Source organism: Marivirga aurantiaca (assembly GCF_016679925.1).
Lineage (GTDB): Bacteria > Bacteroidota > Bacteroidia > Cytophagales > Cyclobacteriaceae > Marivirga > Marivirga aurantiaca.
The window spans coordinates 1192149-1216251 of sequence record NZ_JAEQBW010000001.1 but is presented as its reverse complement, the minus strand read 5'-3'; the positions used below and the strand labels follow the sequence as shown (position 1 = coordinate 1216251).

Here is a 24103-nt window from a genome sequence, read left to right as displayed (position 1 = left end):
GCAACATAAAAATTTAAAAGCCAAATACAGAAGCTGTATGAATTGCCAAAGGATTGTTATCAGGATAATCAAAAGCTCAGACGCTCGCTAGTCAATAGGTCAGACGATAGTCAGACCGATGATTAGAATATGCAGCCAAGTAAAATTCCAAACTCAGTAGATAGCTTTTCCAATTTCAAAACTAATAGAAGTAATACAGCCAGTGTAGGAGAATCAAAATGATTAAGCAAGAAATAAGAAGCGCATAGCGCTTAGAGATTTTGATTAGTAATTGTAATCTTAATAGAATGGGATAGGTGTTGAAAAGAGTAACTTAACATAATATAAATTATATAACAAATATAGAAATCCATGAGACTGTTTCTCTTCTTATCTATTGAATTATTATTTAATAATTCAATCCCTATTCATTTTTTAAAGAGTTTATCGGGTTTCCCAATGCAGCTTGTATAGTTTGAAGGCCTACTGTAAGAGAAATTATCATGACGATAAACAGTGCTGAAAAAATGAATATGGTGAAATCAATTTCAATTCTATAGGCGAAGTTATTCAGCCAGGAAGTACCGATATACCATGCCACCGGTGCTGCAAAAATGAAAGAGAGAAAAGACAATTTAACAAAGTCTTTGGAGAGCAACAATATGATGTTAGTGGCTTTAGCGCCTAACACTTTTCGAACGCCAATCTCTTTGGTTCTAATGCTTATTGTATAAAAAGAAAGTGCAAATATGCCCAAACATGCGATCAGTATGGTTAAGGCTGAAAATATTTTTAAAAGGGTTGCTGCTTGCTTTTCACTTTTATACTTAGCATCCAATGTGTCATCCAAAAATCGAAAGTTAAAAGGGCGGTTAGGCAATGTTTCCTTCCATTTGCTTTCAATTTGTTCGATTGTTTTAAGATTTGAACCCTCTTTTAACTTAATAGCAATGTACCGCATGCGACCATAATTAATTTCATTACTTTGGATCACCAAAGGTGCGATCGCCTCGTGTAAAGAATTGTAGTTAAAGTCTTTGATCACCCCTTTAATAGTGAAAACCTTTTCATGGATTGATCCATTATCAGCATCACGTTGAACGATTTGTTGGCCAATAGGATCAGTAAGTCCAAAAGCTGCTACTGCTGATTCATTAAGTATCACATTAGTTGAATCATTCATTGATTCGGAAAACAACTGGCCTTGTTTTAGTTCGAAATTCATGACTTCACTGTAATTATCGCCAATCATCATCCGGTTGATGTTAAAATCTTCTTGCGTACCATTGATCCGATAGTTATCTCGCCAGCTGCCTTGAAATCCTTGTACCGACAAGCTGCCAGCCGCCTCCTGGATTTGAGGTAAATTTTTGACTTCATTTAAAAAAGGATGGTAAAGGTGAGTTTCCATATGAGAAATTCCTTCAAGCACCATCACTTGCTCCTTTTCAAAACCAAGATTCTTTTCATTCATATAATGAACTTGTTTGTTAATAATAACAGTGCTTACGATGAGTATGGTCGCAATCCAGAATTGAAATAAAACCAATCCATTCATTACTGATCTACCATTTGCATTAGGTTTTATAACACCTTTTAATGCTTTTATTGGGCTAAATGAGGAAAGAAAAAAAGCAGGGTAAATTCCTGAAAGTATACTTATTACAATCACCAAACAGAAGAGGGCAACTACTGTATTAAAATTAAGAAAAAACTCCAGCTGAACATTTGTCAGCTCATTAAAATAAGGAAGTGCGAGCCACATGAAACAAACGCCAAGTACGACACTTATAAAGCTGATAATAAATGATTCTGTTAGGAATTGGGCGATCAACTCTCTTCGGAACGAGCCCATCACCTTTCTCACTCCTACCTCTTTAGCTCGATCAGTACTTTTAGCGGTAGCTAAGTTCATAAAATTAATGCAGGCAATTATCAGGATGAGCAAGCCTACCACTATTAGAATTCGAACTGTCACGATATTCCCTCCGGGCTGAAATCCGCCCAGGTTTTCTTCACTCAGGTGAAGTGAAGTCAATGGTTTAAGAAGATAGGCAATGCTATTGCCAGCCTTTTTATACTCTTCCCTGCTTATATTTCTGGCCCTTTCAATTTCTTTCAATACATAATTTTCCACCAGCTTCGGAAACTTCAATTCCAATGATCCGGCATCTGCGGAAGGCTTTAATTTAAAATAACAATTGGCCGATCTAAGGTTAAACTGGTCCTGACTAAACCAGCCAACAGAAGAAGAGGATACAATGTAATTGAATTGAAGATGAGAGTTTGCCGGTGGATTTTTACAAACTCCTGTTACTATTGAATTTTTACCTGATGGTGCGATAAATTTCCCCACAGGATTAGTATCTCCAAAAAATTGTTTAGCAGTTCGTTCAGTCAGCACTACACTATGTGGATTACTTAAAGCAGTTTTCGGGTCCCCATTTAAAAAGTCCAAACTGAATATTGAAAAGAAATTGCTGTCAGCAAGCAGTACAGAATTCTCAATAAACTGAACATCTTCATTTGCTTCATTTCTTACTGTAACCACCTGGCTATCATAAGGCCCGGAAACAGCTGTGCCTGTCTCAATTTCAGGATAGCTATCTATGATGATGTTTACTAATGAATAGGGAACGGTAGCATAGGTCTCCGATCCATTTTCACTATTGACCTTTTGCACCATTTTGTAAATTCTTTCATGATCTGAATAAGATTTATCATAAGAGAATTGGGTCTGAACGTAAAGGAAAATAAGCAGGGCGCTGGCAATTCCAATGGACAGTCCAAAGGAATTGATGAAGGCAAATGCCTTACGTTTATACAAGCTGCGAATCCCCAATTTAAAATTAGTAATGAACATCGTGTTTTGATTAAGTGTATTCGATTTAAAAAGCGGCCTAATGATCCCGGGTCTGAAAAGTTTTACGACATCTTTTGTAAAACTCCATCTTGCAGACCTTAAATTATTTTCCTGCGACCGCCTCTCAAATCGCTCCAGTAAATCTCCTTCAAGGTCTTCGACAAAGTCGGGCTGGCAGTACCAGCGGAAGAATCGAAGTGCCCATTTTGGCACTTTATTTTTCTCTTTTTCCATAATTAACTACTGAAACTAAATTCGGTGATGGCATTCCACAAACCCATGCGTTGTTCTTTGGTTTCTGTGAGCACGTTTTTGCCATAAGCAGTGATTGAGAAAAATCGTTTTCGCTTCCCTCCTCTTACTTTGGTGGCCTCTCCTAATTCAGATACCAGGAAGCCTTTTTTTTCCAGCCTTCTGAGTACCGTTTGCAAAGCACCAATACTTACTGTGCGCTTTAAACGTTTTTCCATTTCATCAATGATGGCTATTCCATAAGCTTCATCCTTAAGAATTACTACCGTGAGTAGTACAATTTCTTCAAATTCTCCCAGGTGTACATTTTTCATTTTCAATATTAACTAAAATGTAGTTAATATACAATTTTAGGATTAATATGTAAATGAGCTGTTATCTTGAGATGCATTAAACAAAGTATAAATCTATAACTGAGCAATACAGAAAGTTTAAATCAGAGAATAAAGCTTATCGTTATATGACTGCCTCCGATATTCTCTTCTCTCCTTAAACTCACCCCTGATTCGTCTGCGACAAATCTTTCTCTTCTCAGAATAGAGGGGAGGAATCTCGTAAGCATTTACATTTATTGCACAAATAACTATTTATCATATCATTATCAAATTGATGCTGATTGCTTTCATTATTCCCTTCTCTTCAGGAAAAGAGAAGGGTGTCGCACCGTAGGTGTGACGGGATGAGTTCTTTAAAGCTGAAGTTTCGCATTACTGATCTCTACTATAGCTTTGAATGCTGACAATCTATGTCAAAGTAATCTACTTTAATTGTTGTTCATTTTATCCAATTCTAAAACTCACCCCTATTTATCTGCGATAAATTTTCCCCTCTCTTCTCAGAATAGAGGGGAGGAATCTCGTAAGCATCTACATTTATTGCACAAATTACTATTTATCATATCATTATCAAATTGATGCTGATTGCTTCTGCTATTCCCTTCATTTATGCCCTGTTTTATACCATCGCGCATATATGCGTACTATTAAAATTTGATATGCGCAATTGAAAAATTGATCCTTACTCTCTTTTGCCTGCAGAAAGTCTGTGACCAATTTTGGAATGTGCTGCTCTTGCTTCAATCAACATTTAATTCGTACATTCATCAAAAAAACAAAATCATGCTAAAGAAAATCTTAATTGGTATCGGAGTAGTATTTCTACTTTTTGTATTGTGGGTGGTTTATGGGTTATTTATTGCTGAGCCTGTAAGTCCTCCAGCGACTGCTTCCTTTAATGAAGGCGGACTTGAAATCACCATTGATTACAGCCAACCCAGCAAAAAAGGAAGGTTATTATTTGGAACTGCGGAAAGCGGAGCCTTGCAGCCCTATGGAAAATACTGGAGACTAGGTGCTAATGCTGCGACAGATATTACTTTCAATCAAGATGTTAACTTCGGTGGCAAGTCGGTAGCTGCAGGAACTTACAGAATGTATGCCGTTCCCGGTGAAGAATCCTTTGAAGTGGTCCTTAACAGTGAAAGTGGCGTTTTCTTTGGCGCTGCTGAACCCGATTACGACCTGGATTTGGTGTCAGTGTATGCTCCCATTCAAAACTCAGCCACGGAAATTGAGACTTTTATCATTGGCTTTAGTTCAATTGATAGTGGAGCCAATATCAACTTTAGTTGGGACAATATTCTGTTTTCTGTTCCTGTAACAACAGAGTAAAACACAATTTGGATAAAGGAAAGGCACCTTAAGCCCTTTGAATTATAGTAATTCGAGGGGCTTTTTTTGTGAATTAGATTTAGTGTTTTCTCCTGTTCTAAAAATAGCCTCTGAACATCAACTTTAGTACGGTACCACAAGCAAAAGTAAATCATTAACATCTGACAAATAAACAGCTCTAATTAGGGGCAGGCTATAGTTGGATTAATATTATTCTACTTTTTAATTAAAAAAGAATTTTACATCTTTAATTATGTGTTAAATTTTTATACTACATATTTAACTTCTGTCTTAGATTATTTGTGTAATTCCTAATCTACTCGAGTAAGAGCTATATTCAACTTGAATTTCAGATAGTAACTCCTTATTAAAAACTTTAATTTTATCGAATCTCTCTTCAAATATTTCAGGAGGTAATGAAAATGCATATCTAAAATCAAATAACAGTGCACAATCTGTTTTTTCTTTGGATAAAGATAGATGATCATATATCTTCATTGATAAAGGATTTGTGTCTTTACCCTTAAATTTATGCTTAGTATTTCTTATTGGTTTATTAATCAAAAGACCACTTAGTAACTTTAAGTTTCTTCCAAATTTATTCTGTGCAAGATCACAAGGTCTTGAAATAATAACTGCTATATCTTCTATATCAGGTTTATTTTCTTCCGCACCCAATTGATATTCTAGGTATTTCGTTACATTCTCATCATTCAATAAACTATAATTTTTCTTTAAAGAATCATTCTTAAAAAAACTGACTAACCCTGATGTAATAAAGTTTGGTTCAAAACTGCTTTCTATCAACTTAAAATGAAACCAAGAGTTTAACTTTGAATCAATATCAGTTTTAGGAAAAATAGGTATACTATAGAGATTTTCTTTGTTAATTTGGGATACAGTTTGGTTGGGTCTTGTTATTTTAGAATTAGATGATAAGATATTGTCCAGAGCATCAAACAAGACCTCTCTTTTTAAAGATTCTTTTTCTGAACCAAGGAGGTATTCACCACCGTGACCGATAATTATTTTTTGTAATTTTTTTCTAAATGCGTCATTATCTATGTTACTAGACAAATGACCAATAACAATATTGGAAGAGTTAAGAATACTTTTTTTCCAAATTGAAAGTTCATCTAGCTCGGGATAATTATCAAGTTTAGAATTTATAGAATCATTAAGCTTTTCAAAATCCCAACCATTTTCAATTTGATATTCTGTTTTTTGTTCGGTAAAGAATAAAAAAGGCTCTTTGTTAATTCTCTTCAATTCTTCTAATATTTCATCTTTTTTATCTGTTTCTTTAGACCATAATACTAAGATGTAGAATGAATATTCGGAAACTAAACTATCAATCCAAGCAGCACAATGTGTAGGGTCATAATCAGCAAGATTTTCAGTGAAATGGACATCTAAGAAAATTAAATTCAAATCAGAAAAATGGGTGGATGGCTTTGGGTCAGAATCTATGAGATTTGCATTGAAATATTTTATACCAATTCCATTTTTTTGATATTGTTCAAGTATTCCTCTAATTTCATCATATTTATCATCAACGATCACTATACTTGGCTCAAACGATAGCATATTTATTGGTTTTTATTGAAAGTTAATCTAATTGCTGCTCCCCTATATTTTTCAGGCACCTCAATATCATCTAATTCAGAATTCTCAAGAATTTCAAATTTTCCGTACTTCATCATTATAGTGTCAATTAAGTAAAGTCCAATACCTATCCCATCATCTTTTCTTGAGAAAAATGGTCTTACTAAGTCAGTAATTGCATCTTTAAAGCCCGGACCATTATCAACAATGGTTACTACTGGAAATTCGTTTCTTAAATATGTTTTAATGTAAATACCCTTATCTTGTTTGTGAATAGTATCCAGCCAGTAAATGCTGTTATCGATTATATTCATAATCATTGTGATAAAATATCTTTTATCACACTTAATGGTTTCTATAGAATTATCAAAATCAGTAGCTGGTTCAATTTTTCTAGTTTTTAATTTATAACTGTAATTTGAAACTGCTTTTTCAATACATTCATTAAGATTAATTGGTTTGCTTCCCCCTTTTCTTAGTACAGATAAAATGCCCTGAACATAGTCATCTAATTCATCAACCTTTTCATTGCCTAATGCTGGAATAAAAGGATTTGCATTTACAACTTCTTTCATTCTAGGTACTAGTTTTTCAATTTCGTGTAGAGCAACTGAAGCAGTCATACCAACACCAGCAGGTATCAATAGAGTATCTTTTTTTTCTTCAAAATCCTTTTGCAAATTCTCAGCCTCTTTTTTCAGTTTCTGCTTTTTTTCTTCATCTGAAAAATCCGTAGAATCTATCAATTCATTGAACAAAGAGGTTTGGTCTTGATAATACTTTTGAGGTGTCTCTTTGTGATTAAACGCTAACCATTTTTCACGGTCTTTTTGCCTCCTGACTTTAAAGTCTTCAATAATCAAACGAATACAATCATAAAAAATAGAGAAATAGTAATCTTCGACAAAACCTTCTCTATTGGTTTTTTCAATCAATTTGGTTGAGCTTATTGAGTCAAGATAAACTGTGCCTATAACTTGATTATTAGAAAACCATTTTTTGTTTTGTACTCTTTCTATATCAATATTTAACCAATCATTTCCAGGCTCTCCATAATTAAAAACCCTCATATCATCCTTAAAAACTTTTATACCAGAATTTTCTTTTAGAACTGATTTAACTGTTTTAGAATCATAAGTGTAATCTTTAAAAGAATCAGAATCCATATCATAAGAATGAATCTCAACCATAATATTTCCAAAAGGATTTTTTACTTTCTCTAGGTTTTCTAATGCTGCATTAATCTCAGATACTTCTACCATATCTTCTTGCATCCTATCCCTAATTTTAGGCCTTAACAGACCTTTTATATTTTCCTTCTCCCCTTTAATAATGTTTTCTCCTATCTCAGGGTTCAAATTAAGTTTGAATTCATAATCTACCTCTAGATTGTAGTTTTCGTCTAAAATTGCAGTATAATGATACGGTGCAATTTTTAAAACCTCGGTAGCATCGGGAAAGCCTTCAAGCCAATTATTACCAAAATCTAAGTTTATTTTAAAAATGCGTAAATCACTTTTAGGAGAAACCATAGAAACCACATTTCTATTAAGGCTTCTTGCCATTCTTCTTGTCCAAGGCTCCTTTAGAGAAGTAACTTCTATAAGTGTTCCAGAGTCTTCTTTGAAGTGAAATTTTGATTTATCTGTATTTGTTACCCAAGATATCGGTATGTCTTCCAAATACTTGGATTGAGAAAAACTTTTCCAATCTATTGTTAATGTAATTTCATAGTCTAAAAGATATTTCTTCCATTTACCTTCATCGTCTAGACATTTTATTACATTTGCAGGCCTTGTAATGAGTTTAATTGTATTTCCTAGCTTGTGAACGGCAAATCTTCCTACACCTTTTTCGCCCATCGGTACCCTATTAAAAATAGGACTTCTATTAATTATGCGATTACCTTCTTCGTCTATAGGTTTTCTATGGTCTGTTCCTGGTTCAAGCCAAACATTTTCAATTACTTCACTTGTTAGCCCAGTGCCATTGTCTTCAATTTTCACTCTTGCACTTCCTATGTTTTGAATGTTTGAAAAGGCCACATTTACATAGCTTGAATCTGCATCATAACTATTTTTCACCAACTCATAAATTGCCATAATAGGACTTTTTATCAGTTCCTCACCTAATAGCCTTAAAATGTGAGCTTTTGGTTTAAAATGTTTTTCGTTTCCCATTATTCAAGTTGTACTTTGATTTCTTTTGCAATTTCTCTAGCCATTAACGGTGGGACTGCATTTCCTATTTGTCTAAATGCGGCAGTTCTTCCACCTTCAAAATAAAAATCATCTGGAAAAGACTGAATCCTTGCAGCTTCCCTTACAGAGATAGACCTAATTTGATCTTGACTTGGATATATGTAATGATGACCATCTTTAGCTATATGAGCCACCATTGTATGTGACAATCCATTAATATCAACTACTTTAAACCTGTCTAAAAATGACTTCTGATTTTTATGTGTTTTTAACGAATCTGGAAGGTCAGGATATTTCAGTCTTTCATTATTGTTCAAGAACTTATTAGTAGCTATTTTATATATTTCCAAATCCCTTGAATTATGTGGCCTGGCTATATGCTGTGTTACAAAATCAACTCCATTTTTAAGTTGAAAAGATTCTAGATAAGAATTAGAGTCTTTTTTTAAATACTTGGAAAGTTTCATTTCTTCCCCTGGCTTTAATGACGGTAAATCATCTAATAAATTCTTTATTGTCCAATTATGAGTTCTTTTTTCAAATTCCGGGTATTTAAAATCCATATCTTCCTGCCATCCAATAAGAATTATTCTTCTTCTTTTTTGTAACACTCCAAATTCCTCAGACTTCAATACTTTATAATCAAGCTTATACCCAATTGCTTTAAAATACCCTTGCATATTTTTAAAATACCAACCTTCATCTGCAGATATTAGTCCTATAACGTTTTCAAAAACAAATATCTTAGGCTTATAATATTTTAAAAACTTTGCATATTCCTTGTAGAGATGATTTCTTGGGTCGCCTACCATTCGATTAGCATCTCTGGAACGTCCTACCAAAGAGTAAGCTTGACAAGGTGGGCCACCAACAATTAAGTCAATGGATTGGCCTTTCAATAAAAAGTCTATTTTTTGAAAAATCTGCTTATTTTCTGAGCCACCAATAAAAGCATTTATAATTGAATTTTTAAGTTCTATATCACTATATAAATCAACGAATTTCTCTCTATTTATTGATCCCCTCAAATAATCATAATAATGATCTTCTTTATCATTTCCTTTCAGTCGGTGAAAAATCATTCTCGTTTCGAGAGTTTTGCATGCAGCTTTATCTGATTCAACATGAGCAATAGGATTGAATCCTGCCCTTATAAAGCCTTCTGATAAGCCACCTGCTCCTGAAAATAAATCTATAAAATTCACAATCGTGAAGATCGCACAAAATCTCCTTTCTGCAATTGCATTTTTTTTATAATACCTATTAACTTATTGCTAATCATATCATTTTTATTAGTTTTTAACTCACATTCCCAAATTGTAATAATCTTCCATCCTTCCTTCTCAAGTATTCCATAATTTTTTTGATCTCGGAGAACTGTACCATTTATTTTCTCTTCCCACCATTCTGTTCTGGTTTTTGGTAATTTGAAATATTTACAGTTTTCATGTCCATGCCAAAAGCAACCATTAACAAAAATCACTGTTTTGTACTTAGGTAGTACGATGTCTGGTTTGCCAGAAAGATTTTTAGAATGAAGCCTGAAGCGAAAGCCATGTTTATGAAGAAATTTCCTTACCAATATCTCAGGCTTGGTGTCTTTCCCCTTTATCTGGCTCATGTTATAGCTACGGATAGCTGGTTCGTGAACGTCTGCCAAAAGTGTTTAAATTAATATTGATAAATTATCCCCATCCATATAGCGAGGTTGGTTTTAATAAACCGCGTTACTGCTAAAAAAATTCAAGTATCAGTGGCATATACAATCCCCGTTTCATTCATAAAAGTAGTTTTTGGGTTATTCAGGTCTGCTTTGTGCCCAAAACTAGTGGAAACAGGTAATCCCAGTTCTATTGTGAAACCAATACTTTTAAAAAACGAAAAAAAATCTTTAGATTGCTTACTATGTAATGTAGCTATATGTCCACATAGTAAGATGTTTGCGAGTATCTCTATATGAATTACCTTTTAATTATAAGCCTATTTTTTATTAGCCTGGATTCACTTGCTCAGTCAGGATGCGGTATTATTTCAGACTCCTCAGAAAGTCGAATAGTTTATAATATTTCAGATGAACCGCCAAAATTTTCTTCACATACAGATTCATTGGAAAGATATATACAAAGTAAGCTGACTTTTCCTCAAGAATGTATTGAAGGTGCTGTTTACATAGGCTTTGTTGTCGAGGCATCAGGGCAAGTTACAAATGCCAGAGTCGTTAAAGGAATTAAAACCGACATTGATAATCAAGCTCTTAGTTTAGTTTCCAACATGTCAAATTGGATCCCTGGAAAATGTGATGGAAACCCTATTTCCCATTTTATGGTAATCCCAATAAGGTTTTCTCTGACGACAAAAGAATAAAATCTCATTATCTTATAAAACCCACAGCAAACCAGGTAAAGTTGGCCAAGCAATAGATTGATTTTTTGTGCTGTTAATAAGCTTTACATAAAGAGTTCTTTCAGCTTTTACCATTGCAGGTAGGTCAGTACCGCAGATCAGACCGTTTTGAGCCAAACCTCTTGGCTGCTTCTCATAAATTCCGTTGGCATGGAACACATCTTTTAACCAACAGATTGCTTCACATGCATTCCGTTGGCACGAAATAGCATGCTCGCAATAACCATGGGGAGCCAATACTTCAATATTTTACTTTCTTTCAATCATAAGGAGAATTACAAAATTACCTATTCCTTTTATAGTATCTTGAAATAAGGCGTAAGGATATAATGCACAAACAACCATCTATTTATTCTACAATAATTTTATAACCAGAAGATGAAAAATTAAAAATAGTATTATCACAAACTTTACCTGCAGCAATTTCAATTAGATAAGGAAAATCAAAGCGCTCATGACTTATTTTAAAGGATTCATTGCGTTGTCCATTTATGCTCTTTTGAAATTCTTTTCCTGAAGTCCATGTCACAGAATCTGTGCTGATGACAAGGGTATATTTAAAGATACTCTCATCATTCACACCCCTGCAATTCCGAATATCAGGGTAGTCGATTTCCTCTTTATAACCCACTAGTTTTTTTTCAGTATATTTAATATTCTCTATTTTCCCATATAAATGCGTATTACCAGCCGCATCTTGATATTCGAAAATTTTAGATTCTTTTTTATCAGGATAATATTCAAGCTTGTTAGCCGGTAAATTTGCAGTAAGTATTTTAACATCCGATTCCAAATATCCCAGCGTATCCTTTTCCGCTAAAATAATAATCTTTTTATGATCTCCTTGTGGGGACGGGATTCTTTTTAATTTTTGCCTTGGCCCAATATTTTTAAAATATCCTATTGAATTTAATGTCTTTTTAATTTTTTCAGCTACCGAAGCATTTTCTTCATCTATCAAACCACCAAATTTCACTTTTGAGCCTCTGGCTTCTTTAATGGGTTCCAATGAAAGCGGGAAATTACCTTCTCTAATTCTTTCAATTGATGCTTTATCCTCTCTTAAATTCTTGTCATTAAAATAGCTATATATCAATATTCCAAAGCTCACAATTAAAAACATATAGACTACTTTAAAGTGAATAGAAGTACGTTTTTCATGTTCTTGATAGGAACTTTTCATCAAGTTAATAATTTGTTTTTCCTGGTCAGTTAGATTTGGTTTTTCTGACAAACTCGACATGGCATCCAACAGCTTTTTCATCTGTTTATTACTTCCGCTTGTTAACCTTTTTGCTTCATTTAATAGCGTTCCAAAATTTGACATATTTTTATCGTTTATGTAGTTTAAATAACCTTTTAAACCTGAGTTCGATTTTAAAAATTGATGTAAACTACTCCTTATTAATAAATCTTACTTAAAAACCGGTTCTCCTTATGTTGAATTGCTGTTTTTAAAATTTTAAACTAGTAACAAAACCTCAAAAACTAGAATTTCACTGCATATTTAGGTTTAACTTAAGTATTAAAGATTACTAACACCAAATTTTATTCTTTATCTTTTGTCCCGAGGGACTCGGGACAAAAAAAAGCTCCCACGCTACAATTCAGCGCGCTCCCCGCTTTTTTGTCGACCAGCCCGCCCGTTCGTAGCAAATATTGTTTGGTTTTCTGACATTATAGTATTTATCATGAGCTCCCTAAATGCTTGTAAAGCAGAAGTGGTAAAAGTAACCTTAACTGATGTAAAAGAATCTAAGAAAACACTTTGGGGTTGGGAGGATTGAGAGAATGATCAAAATCTACTCCCCTATCTTTAAAGCTTTTGACTTTAACCCTCCAATATTTCTTTTAAGGGTTTACTATTACTCATTAACTCTGATTTAACCCTATTGAATGTATCTATTCTATTTTCATTCTGGCAATACCAGGTAGCCGATAAATCCTCAGGGTCAAAACGTTGGGTCACCCCTATCATAATGCCATTATCAATAATAGTAAAATCCTTGGCTATTTCAGGGGGGAAATTAAATGGTGCTTCATCATCGATAAAAACCCTCACCGTTACCTTATCGCAGTCATTGTGATATTTCATTTTTTTTAGGTGGGTTTCATTGATTTCGGATCTTTTTCCGAAAAGAAATACCCTGGTAACGTTTGCAGTTCCATTTTCATGTGCTTTAACAATTGCTTTTCCAAGTTCCCTATTCCAAGTACTATTGTATTGCTCAGTACTTGTTGAAAAAATATCGCTTTTAGCTCTTCTGTAAACAGAAAGTAAGACATTATTATATTCTTCTCTAATAGCTACAAACATCCCGTCTTTCCAATTTCCTGAAATAGCTCGCCACTTCGATGTTACTTCTTGAATTCTTTCATTTAAAAAGACATTGTTTTTGTCTATCCCATTCTCGATATTATCTAAAATGGAGTTTATGGCATCGTTAATTTCTTTGTTTTCAATTTCGCTAATAGGTTTTCTGATTGTCTTTTGCTTTTCTGTTTTAGGCTCTACCCTATAAACAACTAAGATCATAGATATTAAAGTTATAATAAAAACTCCCAAAGCTAAAAAGGCTAAATAATCATTGCTTTTAATAGCTCCAACAATAGAAGTGATAAATGAACTTGATAAAAATATAAAAGATATACTAAAGACGAGAATATAAGCGGGGCGCTCTTTAAGCGATTCTATAATTTTTATGGTGATTGATTTATCCGGCATGACATTTAAGTTTGAGTATTAAATAATTATCTTGATTTAGTATAGAAGTTAACAATTGGGATATCAACAGCAATAAATATTGACCAGCGATAGCCATTGACTGTTTCGTTTATAAAGCTTCCGGGATTTGCAGGGTCTTCGATGTTCACTCCTCTTAACTGAGGCCCTTGTTGCCAGCCATAACCCAGTGAAACAGGTATGTTTTTACAACCTAGTACGCCATAAATACCCGGAGCAAAAATATTTTCCAAACTTATTGTGGGAAGACTTTCAGTATCGTCATCCTTGAAGCGATAGGATACTACTGCACCCAAATCCACTAATGATCCATATAATGAAAATGATGAAAAGATCTGAAACTTTCCACGTGGCAACCTTATCGGCCATGAGGCCGCTATTCCTATTGGGGCACTTACCCCATAAATATTAGCCCATCCTTGTTCATAGTCTTTTATATATTCATTACCATAGAATAAGCCGGCATAGGCATTGAGTGCCAGATTAAATTTAGAATGCTTTTTGATTGATGCACTTCCGGCTGGTAGGGCTACGGCTTCAATAGCTTGTTTTACTTGTTCACTATTTTCTGCTTTTGCCACTAATGCGGCAAAATTTCCATATTTGATGAGGTTGGTAAGAATATCTTCCTGTTCTTCTAACAAAACCTTTTCACCTTTTAAGATATTTTCCTGCTTAGTCTTAATTTCCGATTTGATGGCACCAACAGACTCAAGATTTTTAATGTTGTCGTAAACTTCTTCTCCAACATTGAAGTATGGATCAAATTTAATTTCTAAGACTTGTATTTGCTTTAGCATCACACTCACCTCCTCCTTATTATCCTTGACAATCTCCAAAAGTTCAGTAAAGAGTTTTTCCCTTTGGTCATACCTTGAAACAATCATTTCATTGTATAAATAGGCCAGTTCTGCAACAGCTGACACATACTGCTTTTGATTTAAATTAATATAAATATTGCCTAGCGATCTGAATGAGCTAATAAAATTATCAAAGTTGCTGGATGCTGCACTTCCGCTTAAAGAAGTATATGCTACATTCATAACTTCTACAAAGTTGAGTGACGCATTAAAAAGCTCATAATATTCATTATAACCCGGCTCAGCATCGGCTTGATTTTGAAGATTTTTAATCTGGGTGAATTTTTCATCAATACTTTTTCCATTATCAATAATAGGTTGCAAAACAGATAAGGTCGTTTCCTTAAATTTGGTAAAATCCTCAGACCCCATCCTCATAATATCTAATACAGGTTTATTATTTAATAGTAAACCACTGTTTTCTTCTTCAAATAAATGAATTTGTTGATAAATGAGCCCAAGATATAATTTAAGTGTTTTTTCATTATGCAGTTCTTCAAGTTGTTTTGAAGTAATCCAATAGTGATCTGATCCTTCCTTTGTTCTTAGCGACTGTGAGAAAACGTTGAGTAAAACAATGGATGTGTAAAGGTTTTCATTTATTGAATGAAGCCTAGAGGAATCAAGTTCAGAGTTTACATAATTGTTTAATGCATCTCCAATGTGTTTACCATCCTTCAGCTGAATAGCCAGATAAATACCGTCCGACAGTATAGTTCTTAATTCGGGCAGTGCCACAAAAACCTGATCCATGCTAGTATCATCAATCAATGTTCTAAGATTTGGCAAAAGTGTCGCCAAATCCCTTTGAAATGCCTGACGCAGCATTTCTATATAACCTGAAAACATATAGATCTCATCCCCAATAACCTTTAGGGTTTTATAGGTAGAGGGAAATAGAATTCCTAGTTGATCCTGCTCGTCTAAGGTTTTATAAAACTTTTGAAAAAAGGCTATGGAGAGCTCTTGCTTGGTTCTTTCTACAAGAAATTTGGCAAGACCATCTGCGATGTTTGTTGCGTTTAATGAGCCAAAATCAGTAAAAATATTACTTTTATTCTCTAATTGTAAACTAATATCACTTTGCTGACTTCCTACTATTGAAATAAATGGATTATTACTAATAATATTAAACTGGGCTTCTATATCATCAACCTCAATGTATTTACTAAATATTTGTAAGTATTCCTCATTAAGATCATTGAGGTCAATCTCTACCTTGTCACCATTTAATTCTGCTGAATCTGATAAAATAATTGCATCCTGAAATGGATTTTGTGCATAAATATTAAACAATAAAAAGTTTACTAAAATAATTGAGGTTAGGTTTTTCATGGGATATATAATTTTAAAAACTCTGATTGAAAATCTGCTTTAGAAAATGCTAATTTATTAAGAGACTCTAAATAATTTCGTTTAGGGTAAGAGGCCAATTGTCTTGCAAGTAATCCAGTTACTATAGCTGTATATATACTATCACCTTTTACTTGTTCATAAAGCTTTGGTGCTTTATTTGTTGACCATTGCAAAGAATTATGAAAATAGAAATCCAGATTTTCTGGAAAAATTGGATTTCTATTTTTCATATAGGCTTTTGTTACTGCCCCAACTGCAATTATGCCAGCATGTTGAGCAAGGACTGAAGTTTTATTATAATTAAAAATATTGCTATCACCACCTGCACCAACTATTAAAATGCCTTTTTGAATGATTTCATCTAAGTATTCTTTGATTTGAGAAATACTGGGTATAGATAGACTCAAATTCAAAATATTCGGTTTTAATACTTTATCTTCGATAATATAAATCAGTGCTTCTTTTAACGCATTGATATCAGTACTTCCATTATTTTTGATAACTTTTAAATCAAGAATTTTGCTGTTTTTAGCAATTCCTTTAATTCCAACACCACTATTAGTATTTCCAGTTATTAGACCTGCCATCATAGTTCCATGTCCAGTATCATTTGAACCAATGGCTTCATTTTGGACAAAAGATTTTGAGAAAATCACACTATCTTTCAAATTAGGATGATTTTCGTCCACACCAGAGTCGAGCAAGCCTACTACAATTCCATCTCCCTCTAATCTAGGAAGTTGCACTTTTGTTTGAATCCTTTGGGTGTAATCTATAAGCTTATCAAATTCAATTGAAGTTGGCTGATTAGTATTTACAGCGGCCTTAGCCCCACCACTCCAATAATAATTATCGGCTCTATCTTTATACCATTGATCATTTCCATCAGTTTCATCTCCGGCATATAGCTTTCCATCAACTTCTACTTCGCTTTCAGGTGCAAGGTATTGGTAACTCGGTGCATTAAGCCTGGGTTTTCCGACTCTGACTTTAAGGTATTTGGTTGTAATTATTTTCACTTTTGAAAATTAATAAAGCTTAAAATTAAGCTACTTTTTATTTCATGTGTATATATTTATTTCTATAGGTCACATGGAATTCAATAAATTTTATTCATCCTTGGTTGGTATGTTAAGGATTCTAAAATTTATGCTCATTTCATGAATGCAATTTATCAATAAATATGATTTAATTACAATACCCATAAATAGGTATTTAGCCAAATTTATAAACCATTATATTTGAAGATAAAACTGGGGCCAAAACTCCTGGCCGGGTACCATAAAATTCTGACTAAAGAAGTGGCTTTTGTTTTTAGGAAAATTAGAATTGACAGTTGGCGAGGGTCGCAATTCTTAGCCAACAGATTGCTTCACATGAATTCCGTTGGCACGGAATAGCATGCTCGCAATAACCATGGGGAGCAAAGTTGGAGCTATTCGTCCATGTCGGCACCTACAAATGAGTATTATACTGTTCCCCAAAGCGGACGTAAATCAGGGGGTAAATTCACCAGAATATGATTTATCTCACCTTCGCTTACATGCTTTCTTATTACTTTAAAAACAGCTCTTATGGCATTTTCACCGTCCTTTGAAGTGCTGATATCATGGTGACCTAACGGCTTGTCTTCATGAATTACTTCCCTTACAAATTCACCTATATGCTTTATTCTAAGTGGCTTTTCCTGGTATTTCCAACCATCCACATAAATCGCCTTCAGCAACATTGGCAATTGAGCCATTAATTGAAAAGACTCTTGAATGGTTAGTCTGGATCGTAATGTATGCAATACAGCTTTTAATACTCTTCCAGCTAGCTCTCTATCCTCAGGGAAGCCTAATTCTTCGGCTATTTCCTTTATGATTTTGTTGGCGGTTTCTACGTATTTATCAAACTTCATCATGTTAGCTTTTTTATTTCTCTAAAATAGGAAGCTCACTGTCTGAAAACACTAAGGAATGTTAGCGTAATGCATGATAAATGTCATTGAAAAATAAATAAGGGATTGAGTATGCAGGGTCTGGTTCATCTGACATTTTCCGATGGTCACAGGCAGGAAAATTAAAACTTTTCTTTTAGCCGTGGTTCGTGTCTCACGAAACACTAGCTCTAAAATAAATTCCTTCTCCTTAAATCTTCAAAGTTAAAATTTAGAAGGTTCGAAATGGCCGGTTTAGGAAAGTTCTGAGATTAGTAGCGCAGACTTATTGCTTTGGAAGCAACAAACCAATGTTTCTCATAGATCTCATTTCAACCCACCCTACTCTCCGAATACAAATCATAAGCAGCCACCAAAGACTCACGGCCGGTGGATGATTCGTATTTCTCATACTCACTAATTTTGTCGCGCTCTTCCACATAAACCGGCAGATAGGCTTCCTCAAAAGCATCCCATACTACCAATAAGTAGTGGTAGCCGATCTTACTTTCTCTGCCTTTTTCCAGCCAAAGCTCAAAAATATCTTCCTCCAGGGGTTGAGGGAATGATGAACCGTCAAACATATGAATATTAGGTGTAAATGATTGATACTAATGAGCAGCAAATTATGCATTCCCTGCTTTGGAAACAAAGATTTTTCTAATATGAATCCGTTTAATTGATCAATATGAGCACCAATGTCGGTACCTCAAAGAGGTCAGACATTTTTGGAGATTAGGATATCTGATTTGAATGGTGCCGATATCGTTCTATATAACTCAGCCCTCTCTCCCGGTTTGGCCGGGAGAGAGGGAGCTCGATCTAGTAAGTATTGAGGTTTATTGGACAACTAACATTTGAAACATAATGGCATCCGGCAGGTTTTTAAGCACAATGATTCCATGGTCGGTGGCGCACCGACCATCTCACTCAAATAGCTAACTTTCTGCTTCCGGTCGGTGCGCCACCGACCGGGGGCTGACTGTTGTCGTAAATCCACTAAGATGACCGTCTAAAGAAAAGGCTTTTGCTTTGGGGCCAGTCCGGTACCGACCTATGGTCTGGCCTTAGAGCTATCTGCTAATTCTGCCCCCACAGCTTGCAAACGCGGGGAATTAGTTTGCTAAGAACAATCAGCCCTGAAGGGGCAATATCAACAGCGAAGTGCAGGGCACTTCGCTTAAATAAATAGTTTAGCAAAGCCCTGAAAGGGAGAAATCTTTTTAAAATTGTTCTTAACAGGCGGTCTGCTCAATAGCCGGGAGATTCCGGATATTTCCCTCGTGCCTCGTGAAATTCCGGAATGACGAGATTTGGGGCGAGTCGCTTTAAGAAACAATACACCATATCCTTCTCATGTTTAGATATGATTGCAAAAGGATTACAATCTCTTTTAGTTTTTTGTATGTATATAACTATGCCACCAAATCCATTGATGAAAGTTCATATTTAATAAACCCACGTAAGCTCAAGTCTTCATCAAGATCTGGCCAATGAATACCGATTCCATCATTTTCAAAATTTTCCAACTCTTCTGGATTTGCCTTACTTAATTTATCGAAGTTTGATAAAGGACGTTTAAGAATTTTTTTATTATTCAGTAATACAATAATTAAGTCCAACTCTTTATCCACCCATAATCTTTTAATCCTAAGACCACCTTCAAAAATAAGCTGATCAATAGGATCTGAACTTTTTTTATTTTCTATTTTATTTTCCGAAGTACTCATTCCATTTTTCGATTGCCTTCATCTGAGAAAAAATAAAACCTATACCCTTCTATGTTTTAGTATTGTAGGCATAACATAAAATTATAATATTTTGGTTTCAAATGTTATTCTAAGATAGCATAAATTATCTATTAGTTTTAAAATTTAATTATGACATGATCAACAATAAAAATACAATTTCATCCAAAGCTAATCAGTCTTTGACTGAAATATTGTTTTACAAATACCGGCCTGACCTGCATCCTGCTAAGGTCTGTCATTAGGCAGAAAATGTCTGACCTTTTCAGCCCATATCGTTCTATTTAACTCACCCAAGCCCTCTCTTTGGAAGAGAGGGGGCTCGATCTCATATGTATTGAGGTTTAAGTAAAATTTGAAAAAGGATTACAAATCCTGGCATGGGCTTTCAACCATTGCCCGCAGGTCAGTACCGGTTCTTAAAACCAAAACTGTTGGAGTAACTCCAATAAGATGACCGTCTAAAGAAGAGGCTTTTGCTTTGGAGCCAGTCCGGTACCGGCCTATGGTCTGACCTTAGAGCTATCGACTATTCTGCCTCAACACTTGCTAAGGCGGGGATTTAGATGTCTGACCTTTTATAACGTGCCGACATCAGGCTGGCATGGCTATGGTTATCCCAGCCCTGAAAGGGCAATATCAACAGCGAAGTGCAGAGCGCTTCAATTAAATGTTTTGTTTTTAGCAAAGTCCTGAAAGGGCGAAATCTTTCGAAATTGTTCTTAAACAGGCAGCCTGACCAAAAGCCGGGAGATTCCGGATATTTCCCTCGTGCCTCGTGAAATTCCGGAATGACGAGTTTTTTTTGCTTACCTAAAAAACAGCTTCAAATAAAACCCGGGTTTAAGCAATTCTTTTTTGAGATCCACATCAGTCAGCATGGAGCTTAACAAGATTCTTACGGATGAATTATTATTAGCTTTTTTAATAACAAAATTGAAGAGTTTGGGATATTGTAAGAGCTTTTGTAAGGCTCTGCTTACCCTTAATTCTTTCCACATTTTTTGATAAACCACCTTATCGTAATGCTTATTAAACCTGGCATCAAAACACTGATTATCAAAGGCCTTTACGAGGTGATCTGCAGCAATTCTTCCACTACGAATGGCATTGCCTATGCCCTCTCCTGTAAAGGAATCAATTAAACTGGCGGCATCACCCAATAACAGAAATCGGTTGCCTGAAATAGGCCTTTTTTTGGAACCTATGGGTAAACCAAAACCCTGTATATTTTCTAAAGGTTGCGCATTTTTAAAGCGTTCTTTTATATTTGGATGGGTATGGATCAACTCATCCAGCTTCTTTTTAAGGTCAATCTTTCGTTTGCTTACTTCACTGGAAAGCATGCCCAGGCCCACATTAGCCTGCCCGTTGGGCAATGGAAAAATCCAGAAATAACCGGGCAGTACACCATCATAGAAATGAAGTTCAATATAGTTTTTCGGGTGAAAACCTTCCACACCTTCATAGTACTGCCTTAAACCGGCAGAATAATGGTCTTTTTCTACCTTTATCTGCCCTAATTTTTTATTCACTATGGATTGGGCGCCATCTGCACCGATCACCATTTGAGCCTTCAGCACCTGATTTCCCACTTTTACTTCAACGCCTTGCTCATTGGATTGTACATCCTCTACCCTTTCACCGGTTAAAATGCTTACATTGGGCAATTTTTCAATTTGTTTAAAAAGGAAGGCATCAAAATCCATACGTTTGGAAATATATCCTGCTGCATTATGGTGGTTGGGATTGATGAAATCGACACTCAGTGAATTTCCATTGGGTGCATAGAATTGGATTCCGTGGGAATCAATTTTTTGGGGGAATCGCTCAAATTCCAGGGCCAGCTTTTCATCCATACGGTAAAGCTGATTCACCACATCCGCACTTAAGGCATCACCACAGATTTTATCTCTCGGGAAAACAGATTTGTCCACCAGAGCAATCTTAAGCTCATGATCCCTCAATTGATAAGCACAAGCACAACCGGCAGGACCTGCTCCAACAATGATGATGTCGTAATCATATTCTGGCATATATTGCCAAAAGTAAGCATAAATATGGATGATGCGCCAGAATGAAAAGAAGTTTGAATGGATAATTTTCCCGTGTGTGTTAATCTGAATGAGATCTCTCCCCCTTTCCTTAAAAGGGGGCAGGGGGGATTTATGATGAGATTCAAGCATAATAATTTAATTTCAGAATGCATTACAGTAAGTATGATCTGCACTAACATTATTCATGAAATTCATAAGAGGTCAGAGTAATAGCACAACCTAATATTAACACTGAAATAACTATTCTTAAAAAATTTTAGCTTATGCTCAACTATTATTAAGGCCTATTTTATAAATCCCATCACCCCTATTGTAATTGAATGCAATTACCGTAATTTTGCGTTTCAATTTTATTACCATGGCGAAAGACTCAGAATCACTTAATTTTATAGAACAAATTGTTGAACAGGATTTAGCAGCGGGCTTGCCTAAAGAGCAGTTGCGTTTCAGGTTTCCACCGGAACCTAACGGCTATTTACATATTGGCCATGCGGCTTCTATTTGCCTCAATTTTGGTTTGGGAGAGCGATATAATGCACCTGTTAATTTACGATTTGACGATACCAATCCCACTAAGGAAGAGCAGGAATATGTGGATGCCATTAAACACGATATTGAATGGCTGGGCTTTCAGTGGGCCACCGAATGCTATTCTTCTGATTACTTTCAGCAACTGTACGATTGGGCTATTGAGCTGATTAAAAGTGGTAAAGCTTATGTAGATAAGCAATCTGCCGAAGCCATGGCGGAGCAAAAAGGAACGCCTACAAGTCCCGGTGTGGAAAGTCCACACCGCAACCAAAGTGTAGAAGAAAACCTGGACTTATTTCAAAGAATGAAAGCGGGTGAATTTGAGCCTGGTACACATATTTTGCGTGCTAAAATAGACATGGCTTCTCCAAATATGCTGATGCGCGATCCTTTGCTATATCGCATTGTAAAAAAGGCTCACCACAGAACAGGCAACGACTGGTGCATTTACCCTATGTACGACTGGACACATGGCCAATCGGATTATTTGGAGTCGATCTCCCATTCTATTTGTACTTTGGAGTTTAAATCCCACAGGGAATTATACGATTGGTTTTTGGATCAAATTGCTGACCCTGATCGATTACGTCCGAAGCAAAGGGAATTTGCCAGACGAAACTTGAGCTATACTGTGATGAGTAAGCGTAAATTATTGGAATTGGTGCAAAGTAAAACTGTTTCCGGTTGGGACGATCCCAGGATGCCTACCATTTCAGGTTTAAGACGAAGAGGTTATACCCCGGAATCAATTAGGAAATTCAGTGAAGTTTCAGGTATTACCAAGCGTGATAGTGTCACCGATGTTTCTTTATTAGAATTTTGCATCCGTGAAGACTTAAACAAAAATGCCACAAGGGTAATGGGGGTTTTAGATCCTGTGAAGCTAATCATTACCAATTACCCTGAAGGGAAAGTGGAAATGCTTACTGCAGAGAATAATCCTGAAATAGAAAATTCAGGAACGCATGAAGTGCCCTTCTCCCGTGAGTTGTATATTGAGAAAGAGGATTTTAAAGAATCTGCAGGCAATAAATTTTTTAGACTCAGCATTGGGAAGGAAGTACGCTTAAAAAATGCTTACATTATTAAAGCTGAGTCTGTAGTGAAGGATAATGCAGGTAATATCATAGAAATTCATTGTACTTGTGATTTGGATTCCCGATCTGGAAGTGGTACTGAATCCAGTGAGCGAAAAGTAAAAGGCACTTTGCATTGGGTGTCTATTCAGCATGCTGTAAAAGCAGAAATTCGTGAGTACGACAGGCTGTTTTTTGATGAAGCTCCTGATAGTTATTCGGATAGAAACTTCATGGAGTTCGTGAATCCTGAATCTTTAAAAATAGTGGAAACTGCTTTTGTAGAACCATTCTTGCAGGAAGCGAAATTAGATGATAAATTTCAGTTTCAGCGTTTAGGTTACTTCACTCTGGATAAAGAGGCTCAAGCCGGACAATTGATTTTCAATAAAACGGTGGGTTTAAAGGATTCCTGGGCGAAGCAACAACCTCAAGCAGAACAGCAGAAGCAGCCTGCTGCTCAGCAAAATCAAAGCCAACACCAAGGACAAAGAAGTGCTATTAATGAAATCCAGAAGATCAGTAAGAAGTACACTAATTTGTCGGGTGATAAATTAGAGACGGCCAGGACCAATATTGCCAAATTAGCCGAAGAGGTAGCTTATGAAGAACTGGAACCGCTTTTTAATACCGCTGCCAAGAAAGTCGGTACCCGTATTGGTGTGATGATTGCTTTGGGTGTATTATTGAAAAAAGGTCAGGAACGCAATGCCGCCATTGAGGCCTTTATTGAAGCCGGTTTGCAGGATAGCAATGAGTTGTTGGTGGAGGAGGCGAAGGGTATTGAATAGAGGTTTTGGGGTTAAATCCCCCAGCCCCTCCCGATGCGGTCGGGACA

General features: G+C 35.5%; 17 protein-coding genes. 3 read left to right on the top strand and 14 right to left on the bottom strand.

All coding sequences use genetic code 11. From position 1 onward, the window contains the following. Positions 1 to 403: 403 nt before the first annotated feature. Both JKA74_RS05045 and JKA74_RS05040 read right to left on the bottom strand, forming a co-directional pair. Positions 404 to 3076: an ABC transporter permease gene (locus tag JKA74_RS05045; RefSeq protein ID WP_201430056.1), complete on the bottom strand. Its 2673-nt coding sequence runs from the start codon at positions 3074 to 3076 to the stop codon at positions 404 to 406. A 2-nt stretch (positions 3077 to 3078) separates the two neighbouring features. Then, positions 3079 to 3408 carry a PadR family transcriptional regulator gene (locus JKA74_RS05040; RefSeq protein WP_201430055.1) on the bottom strand — a complete coding sequence of 110 codons (330 nt, stop codon included), beginning with the start codon at positions 3406 to 3408 and terminating at the stop codon, positions 3079 to 3081. An 804-nt stretch (positions 3409 to 4212) separates the two neighbouring features. Between JKA74_RS05040 and JKA74_RS05035 the strand changes: the two genes are divergently transcribed. Then, positions 4213 to 4764 carry a DUF2911 domain-containing protein gene (locus tag JKA74_RS05035; protein ID WP_201430054.1) on the top strand — a complete coding sequence of 184 codons (552 nt, stop codon included), beginning with the start codon at positions 4213 to 4215 and terminating at the stop codon, positions 4762 to 4764. A gap of 291 nt (positions 4765 to 5055) precedes the next feature. Here the strand turns inward: JKA74_RS05035 and JKA74_RS05030 are convergent, their stop codons facing one another. Genes JKA74_RS05030 through JKA74_RS05015 form a run of 4 tightly spaced genes read right to left on the bottom strand, consistent with a single transcriptional unit; the run spans position 5056 to position 10230 of the window. Then, complete coding sequence (locus JKA74_RS05030; protein ID WP_201430053.1) at positions 5056 to 6351, bottom strand: hypothetical protein; 1296 nt, start codon at positions 6349 to 6351, stop codon at positions 5056 to 5058. A gap of 2 nt (positions 6352 to 6353) precedes the next feature. Next, positions 6354 to 8549: an ATP-binding protein gene (locus tag JKA74_RS05025; protein WP_201430052.1), complete on the bottom strand. Its 2196-nt coding sequence runs from the start codon at positions 8547 to 8549 to the stop codon at positions 6354 to 6356. Further along, positions 8549 to 9775: a DNA cytosine methyltransferase gene (locus tag JKA74_RS05020; RefSeq protein WP_201430051.1), complete on the bottom strand. Its 1227-nt coding sequence runs from the start codon at positions 9773 to 9775 to the stop codon at positions 8549 to 8551. Before JKA74_RS05020 ends, JKA74_RS05025 begins: the two co-directional genes overlap by 1 nt. Then, a complete protein-coding gene (locus tag JKA74_RS05015; protein ID WP_201430050.1) occupies positions 9772 to 10230 on the bottom strand; it encodes a very short patch repair endonuclease in 459 nt (152 codons plus the stop codon). The genes JKA74_RS05020 and JKA74_RS05015 overlap by 4 nt, the downstream gene beginning before the upstream one ends. A 296-nt stretch (positions 10231 to 10526) precedes the next feature. Here JKA74_RS05015 and JKA74_RS05010 point away from each other — a divergent pair, with 296 nt between their 5' ends. Beyond that, a complete protein-coding gene (locus tag JKA74_RS05010; RefSeq protein ID WP_201430049.1) occupies positions 10527 to 10934 on the top strand; it encodes a TonB family protein in 408 nt (135 codons plus the stop codon). 388 nt (positions 10935 to 11322) lie between these two features. Here the strand turns inward: JKA74_RS05010 and JKA74_RS05005 are convergent, their stop codons facing one another. The 8 genes from JKA74_RS05005 to JKA74_RS04970 form a co-directional block, all read right to left on the bottom strand. After that, entirely contained in the window at positions 11323 to 12300 is a 978-nt protein-coding gene (locus JKA74_RS05005) for a hypothetical protein (protein WP_201430048.1), read from the bottom strand. 504 nt (positions 12301 to 12804) lie between these two features. Continuing rightward, positions 12805 to 13698, bottom strand: a complete 894-nt coding sequence (locus JKA74_RS05000) for a hypothetical protein (protein WP_201430047.1) — start codon at positions 13696 to 13698, stop codon at positions 12805 to 12807. Positions 13699 to 13724: 26 nt separating this feature from the next. After that, the gene (locus JKA74_RS04995; protein WP_201430046.1) at positions 13725 to 15911 is read right to left on the bottom strand and encodes a hypothetical protein; all 2187 of its coding nucleotides are present in this window, start codon (positions 15909 to 15911) and stop codon (positions 13725 to 13727) included. Beyond that, complete coding sequence (locus tag JKA74_RS04990; RefSeq protein WP_201430045.1) at positions 15908 to 16951, bottom strand: S8 family peptidase; 1044 nt, start codon at positions 16949 to 16951, stop codon at positions 15908 to 15910. Before JKA74_RS04990 ends, JKA74_RS04995 begins: the two co-directional genes overlap by 4 nt. A 449-nt stretch (positions 16952 to 17400) precedes the next feature. Next, positions 17401 to 17838 carry a DUF2267 domain-containing protein gene (locus JKA74_RS04985; RefSeq protein ID WP_201430044.1) on the bottom strand — a complete coding sequence of 146 codons (438 nt, stop codon included), beginning with the start codon at positions 17836 to 17838 and terminating at the stop codon, positions 17401 to 17403. Positions 17839 to 18185: 347 nt separating this feature from the next. Further along, positions 18186 to 18437: a hypothetical protein gene (locus tag JKA74_RS04980; protein WP_201430043.1), complete on the bottom strand. Its 252-nt coding sequence runs from the start codon at positions 18435 to 18437 to the stop codon at positions 18186 to 18188. Positions 18438 to 19268: 831 nt separating this feature from the next. After that, on the bottom strand, positions 19269 to 19583 hold the full coding sequence (locus tag JKA74_RS04975; RefSeq protein WP_201430042.1) for a DUF2442 domain-containing protein: 315 nt from the start codon (positions 19581 to 19583) through the stop codon (positions 19269 to 19271). 827 nt (positions 19584 to 20410) lie between these two features. Next, entirely contained in the window at positions 20411 to 21787 is a 1377-nt protein-coding gene (locus JKA74_RS04970; protein WP_236587504.1) for an NAD(P)/FAD-dependent oxidoreductase, read from the bottom strand. 229 nt (positions 21788 to 22016) lie between these two features. Between JKA74_RS04970 and JKA74_RS04965 the strand changes: the two genes are divergently transcribed. Further along, positions 22017 to 24056: a glutamine--tRNA ligase/YqeY domain fusion protein gene (locus tag JKA74_RS04965; protein WP_201430041.1), complete on the top strand. Its 2040-nt coding sequence runs from the start codon at positions 22017 to 22019 to the stop codon at positions 24054 to 24056. Positions 24057 to 24103: the final 47 nt, after the last annotated feature.

Excerpts from the sequence above, each read along its gene's own strand:
- JKA74_RS04980 (WP_201430043.1), bottom strand. The coding sequence starts at position 18,437 with ATGTTTGACGGTTCATCATTCCCTCAACCCCTGGAGGAAGATATTTTT.
- JKA74_RS05035 (WP_201430054.1), top strand. The coding sequence starts at position 4,213 with ATGCTAAAGAAAATCTTAATTGGTATCGGAGTAGTATTTCTACTTTTT.
- JKA74_RS05005 (WP_201430048.1), bottom strand. The coding sequence starts at position 12,300 with ATGTCAAATTTTGGAACGCTATTAAATGAAGCAAAAAGGTTAACAAGC.
- JKA74_RS05030 (WP_201430053.1), bottom strand. The coding sequence starts at position 6,351 with ATGCTATCGTTTGAGCCAAGTATAGTGATCGTTGATGATAAATATGAT.
- JKA74_RS04985 (WP_201430044.1), bottom strand. The coding sequence starts at position 17,838 with ATGATGAAGTTTGATAAATACGTAGAAACCGCCAACAAAATCATAAAG.
- JKA74_RS05000 (WP_201430047.1), bottom strand. The coding sequence starts at position 13,698 with ATGCCGGATAAATCAATCACCATAAAAATTATAGAATCGCTTAAAGAG.
- JKA74_RS05040 (WP_201430055.1), bottom strand. The coding sequence starts at position 3,408 with ATGAAAAATGTACACCTGGGAGAATTTGAAGAAATTGTACTACTCACG.
- JKA74_RS04965 (WP_201430041.1), top strand. The coding sequence starts at position 22,017 with ATGGCGAAAGACTCAGAATCACTTAATTTTATAGAACAAATTGTTGAA.
- JKA74_RS04995 (WP_201430046.1), bottom strand. The coding sequence starts at position 15,911 with ATGAAAAACCTAACCTCAATTATTTTAGTAAACTTTTTATTGTTTAAT.
- JKA74_RS04970 (WP_236587504.1), bottom strand. The coding sequence starts at position 21,787 with ATGCTTGAATCTCATCATAAATCCCCCCTGCCCCCTTTTAAGGAAAGG.
- JKA74_RS05025 (WP_201430052.1), bottom strand. The coding sequence starts at position 8,549 with ATGGGAAACGAAAAACATTTTAAACCAAAAGCTCACATTTTAAGGCTA.
- JKA74_RS05010 (WP_201430049.1), top strand. The coding sequence starts at position 10,527 with ATGAATTACCTTTTAATTATAAGCCTATTTTTTATTAGCCTGGATTCA.
- JKA74_RS04975 (WP_201430042.1), bottom strand. The coding sequence starts at position 19,583 with ATGAGTACTTCGGAAAATAAAATAGAAAATAAAAAAAGTTCAGATCCT.
- JKA74_RS05045 (WP_201430056.1), bottom strand. The coding sequence starts at position 3,076 with ATGGAAAAAGAGAAAAATAAAGTGCCAAAATGGGCACTTCGATTCTTC.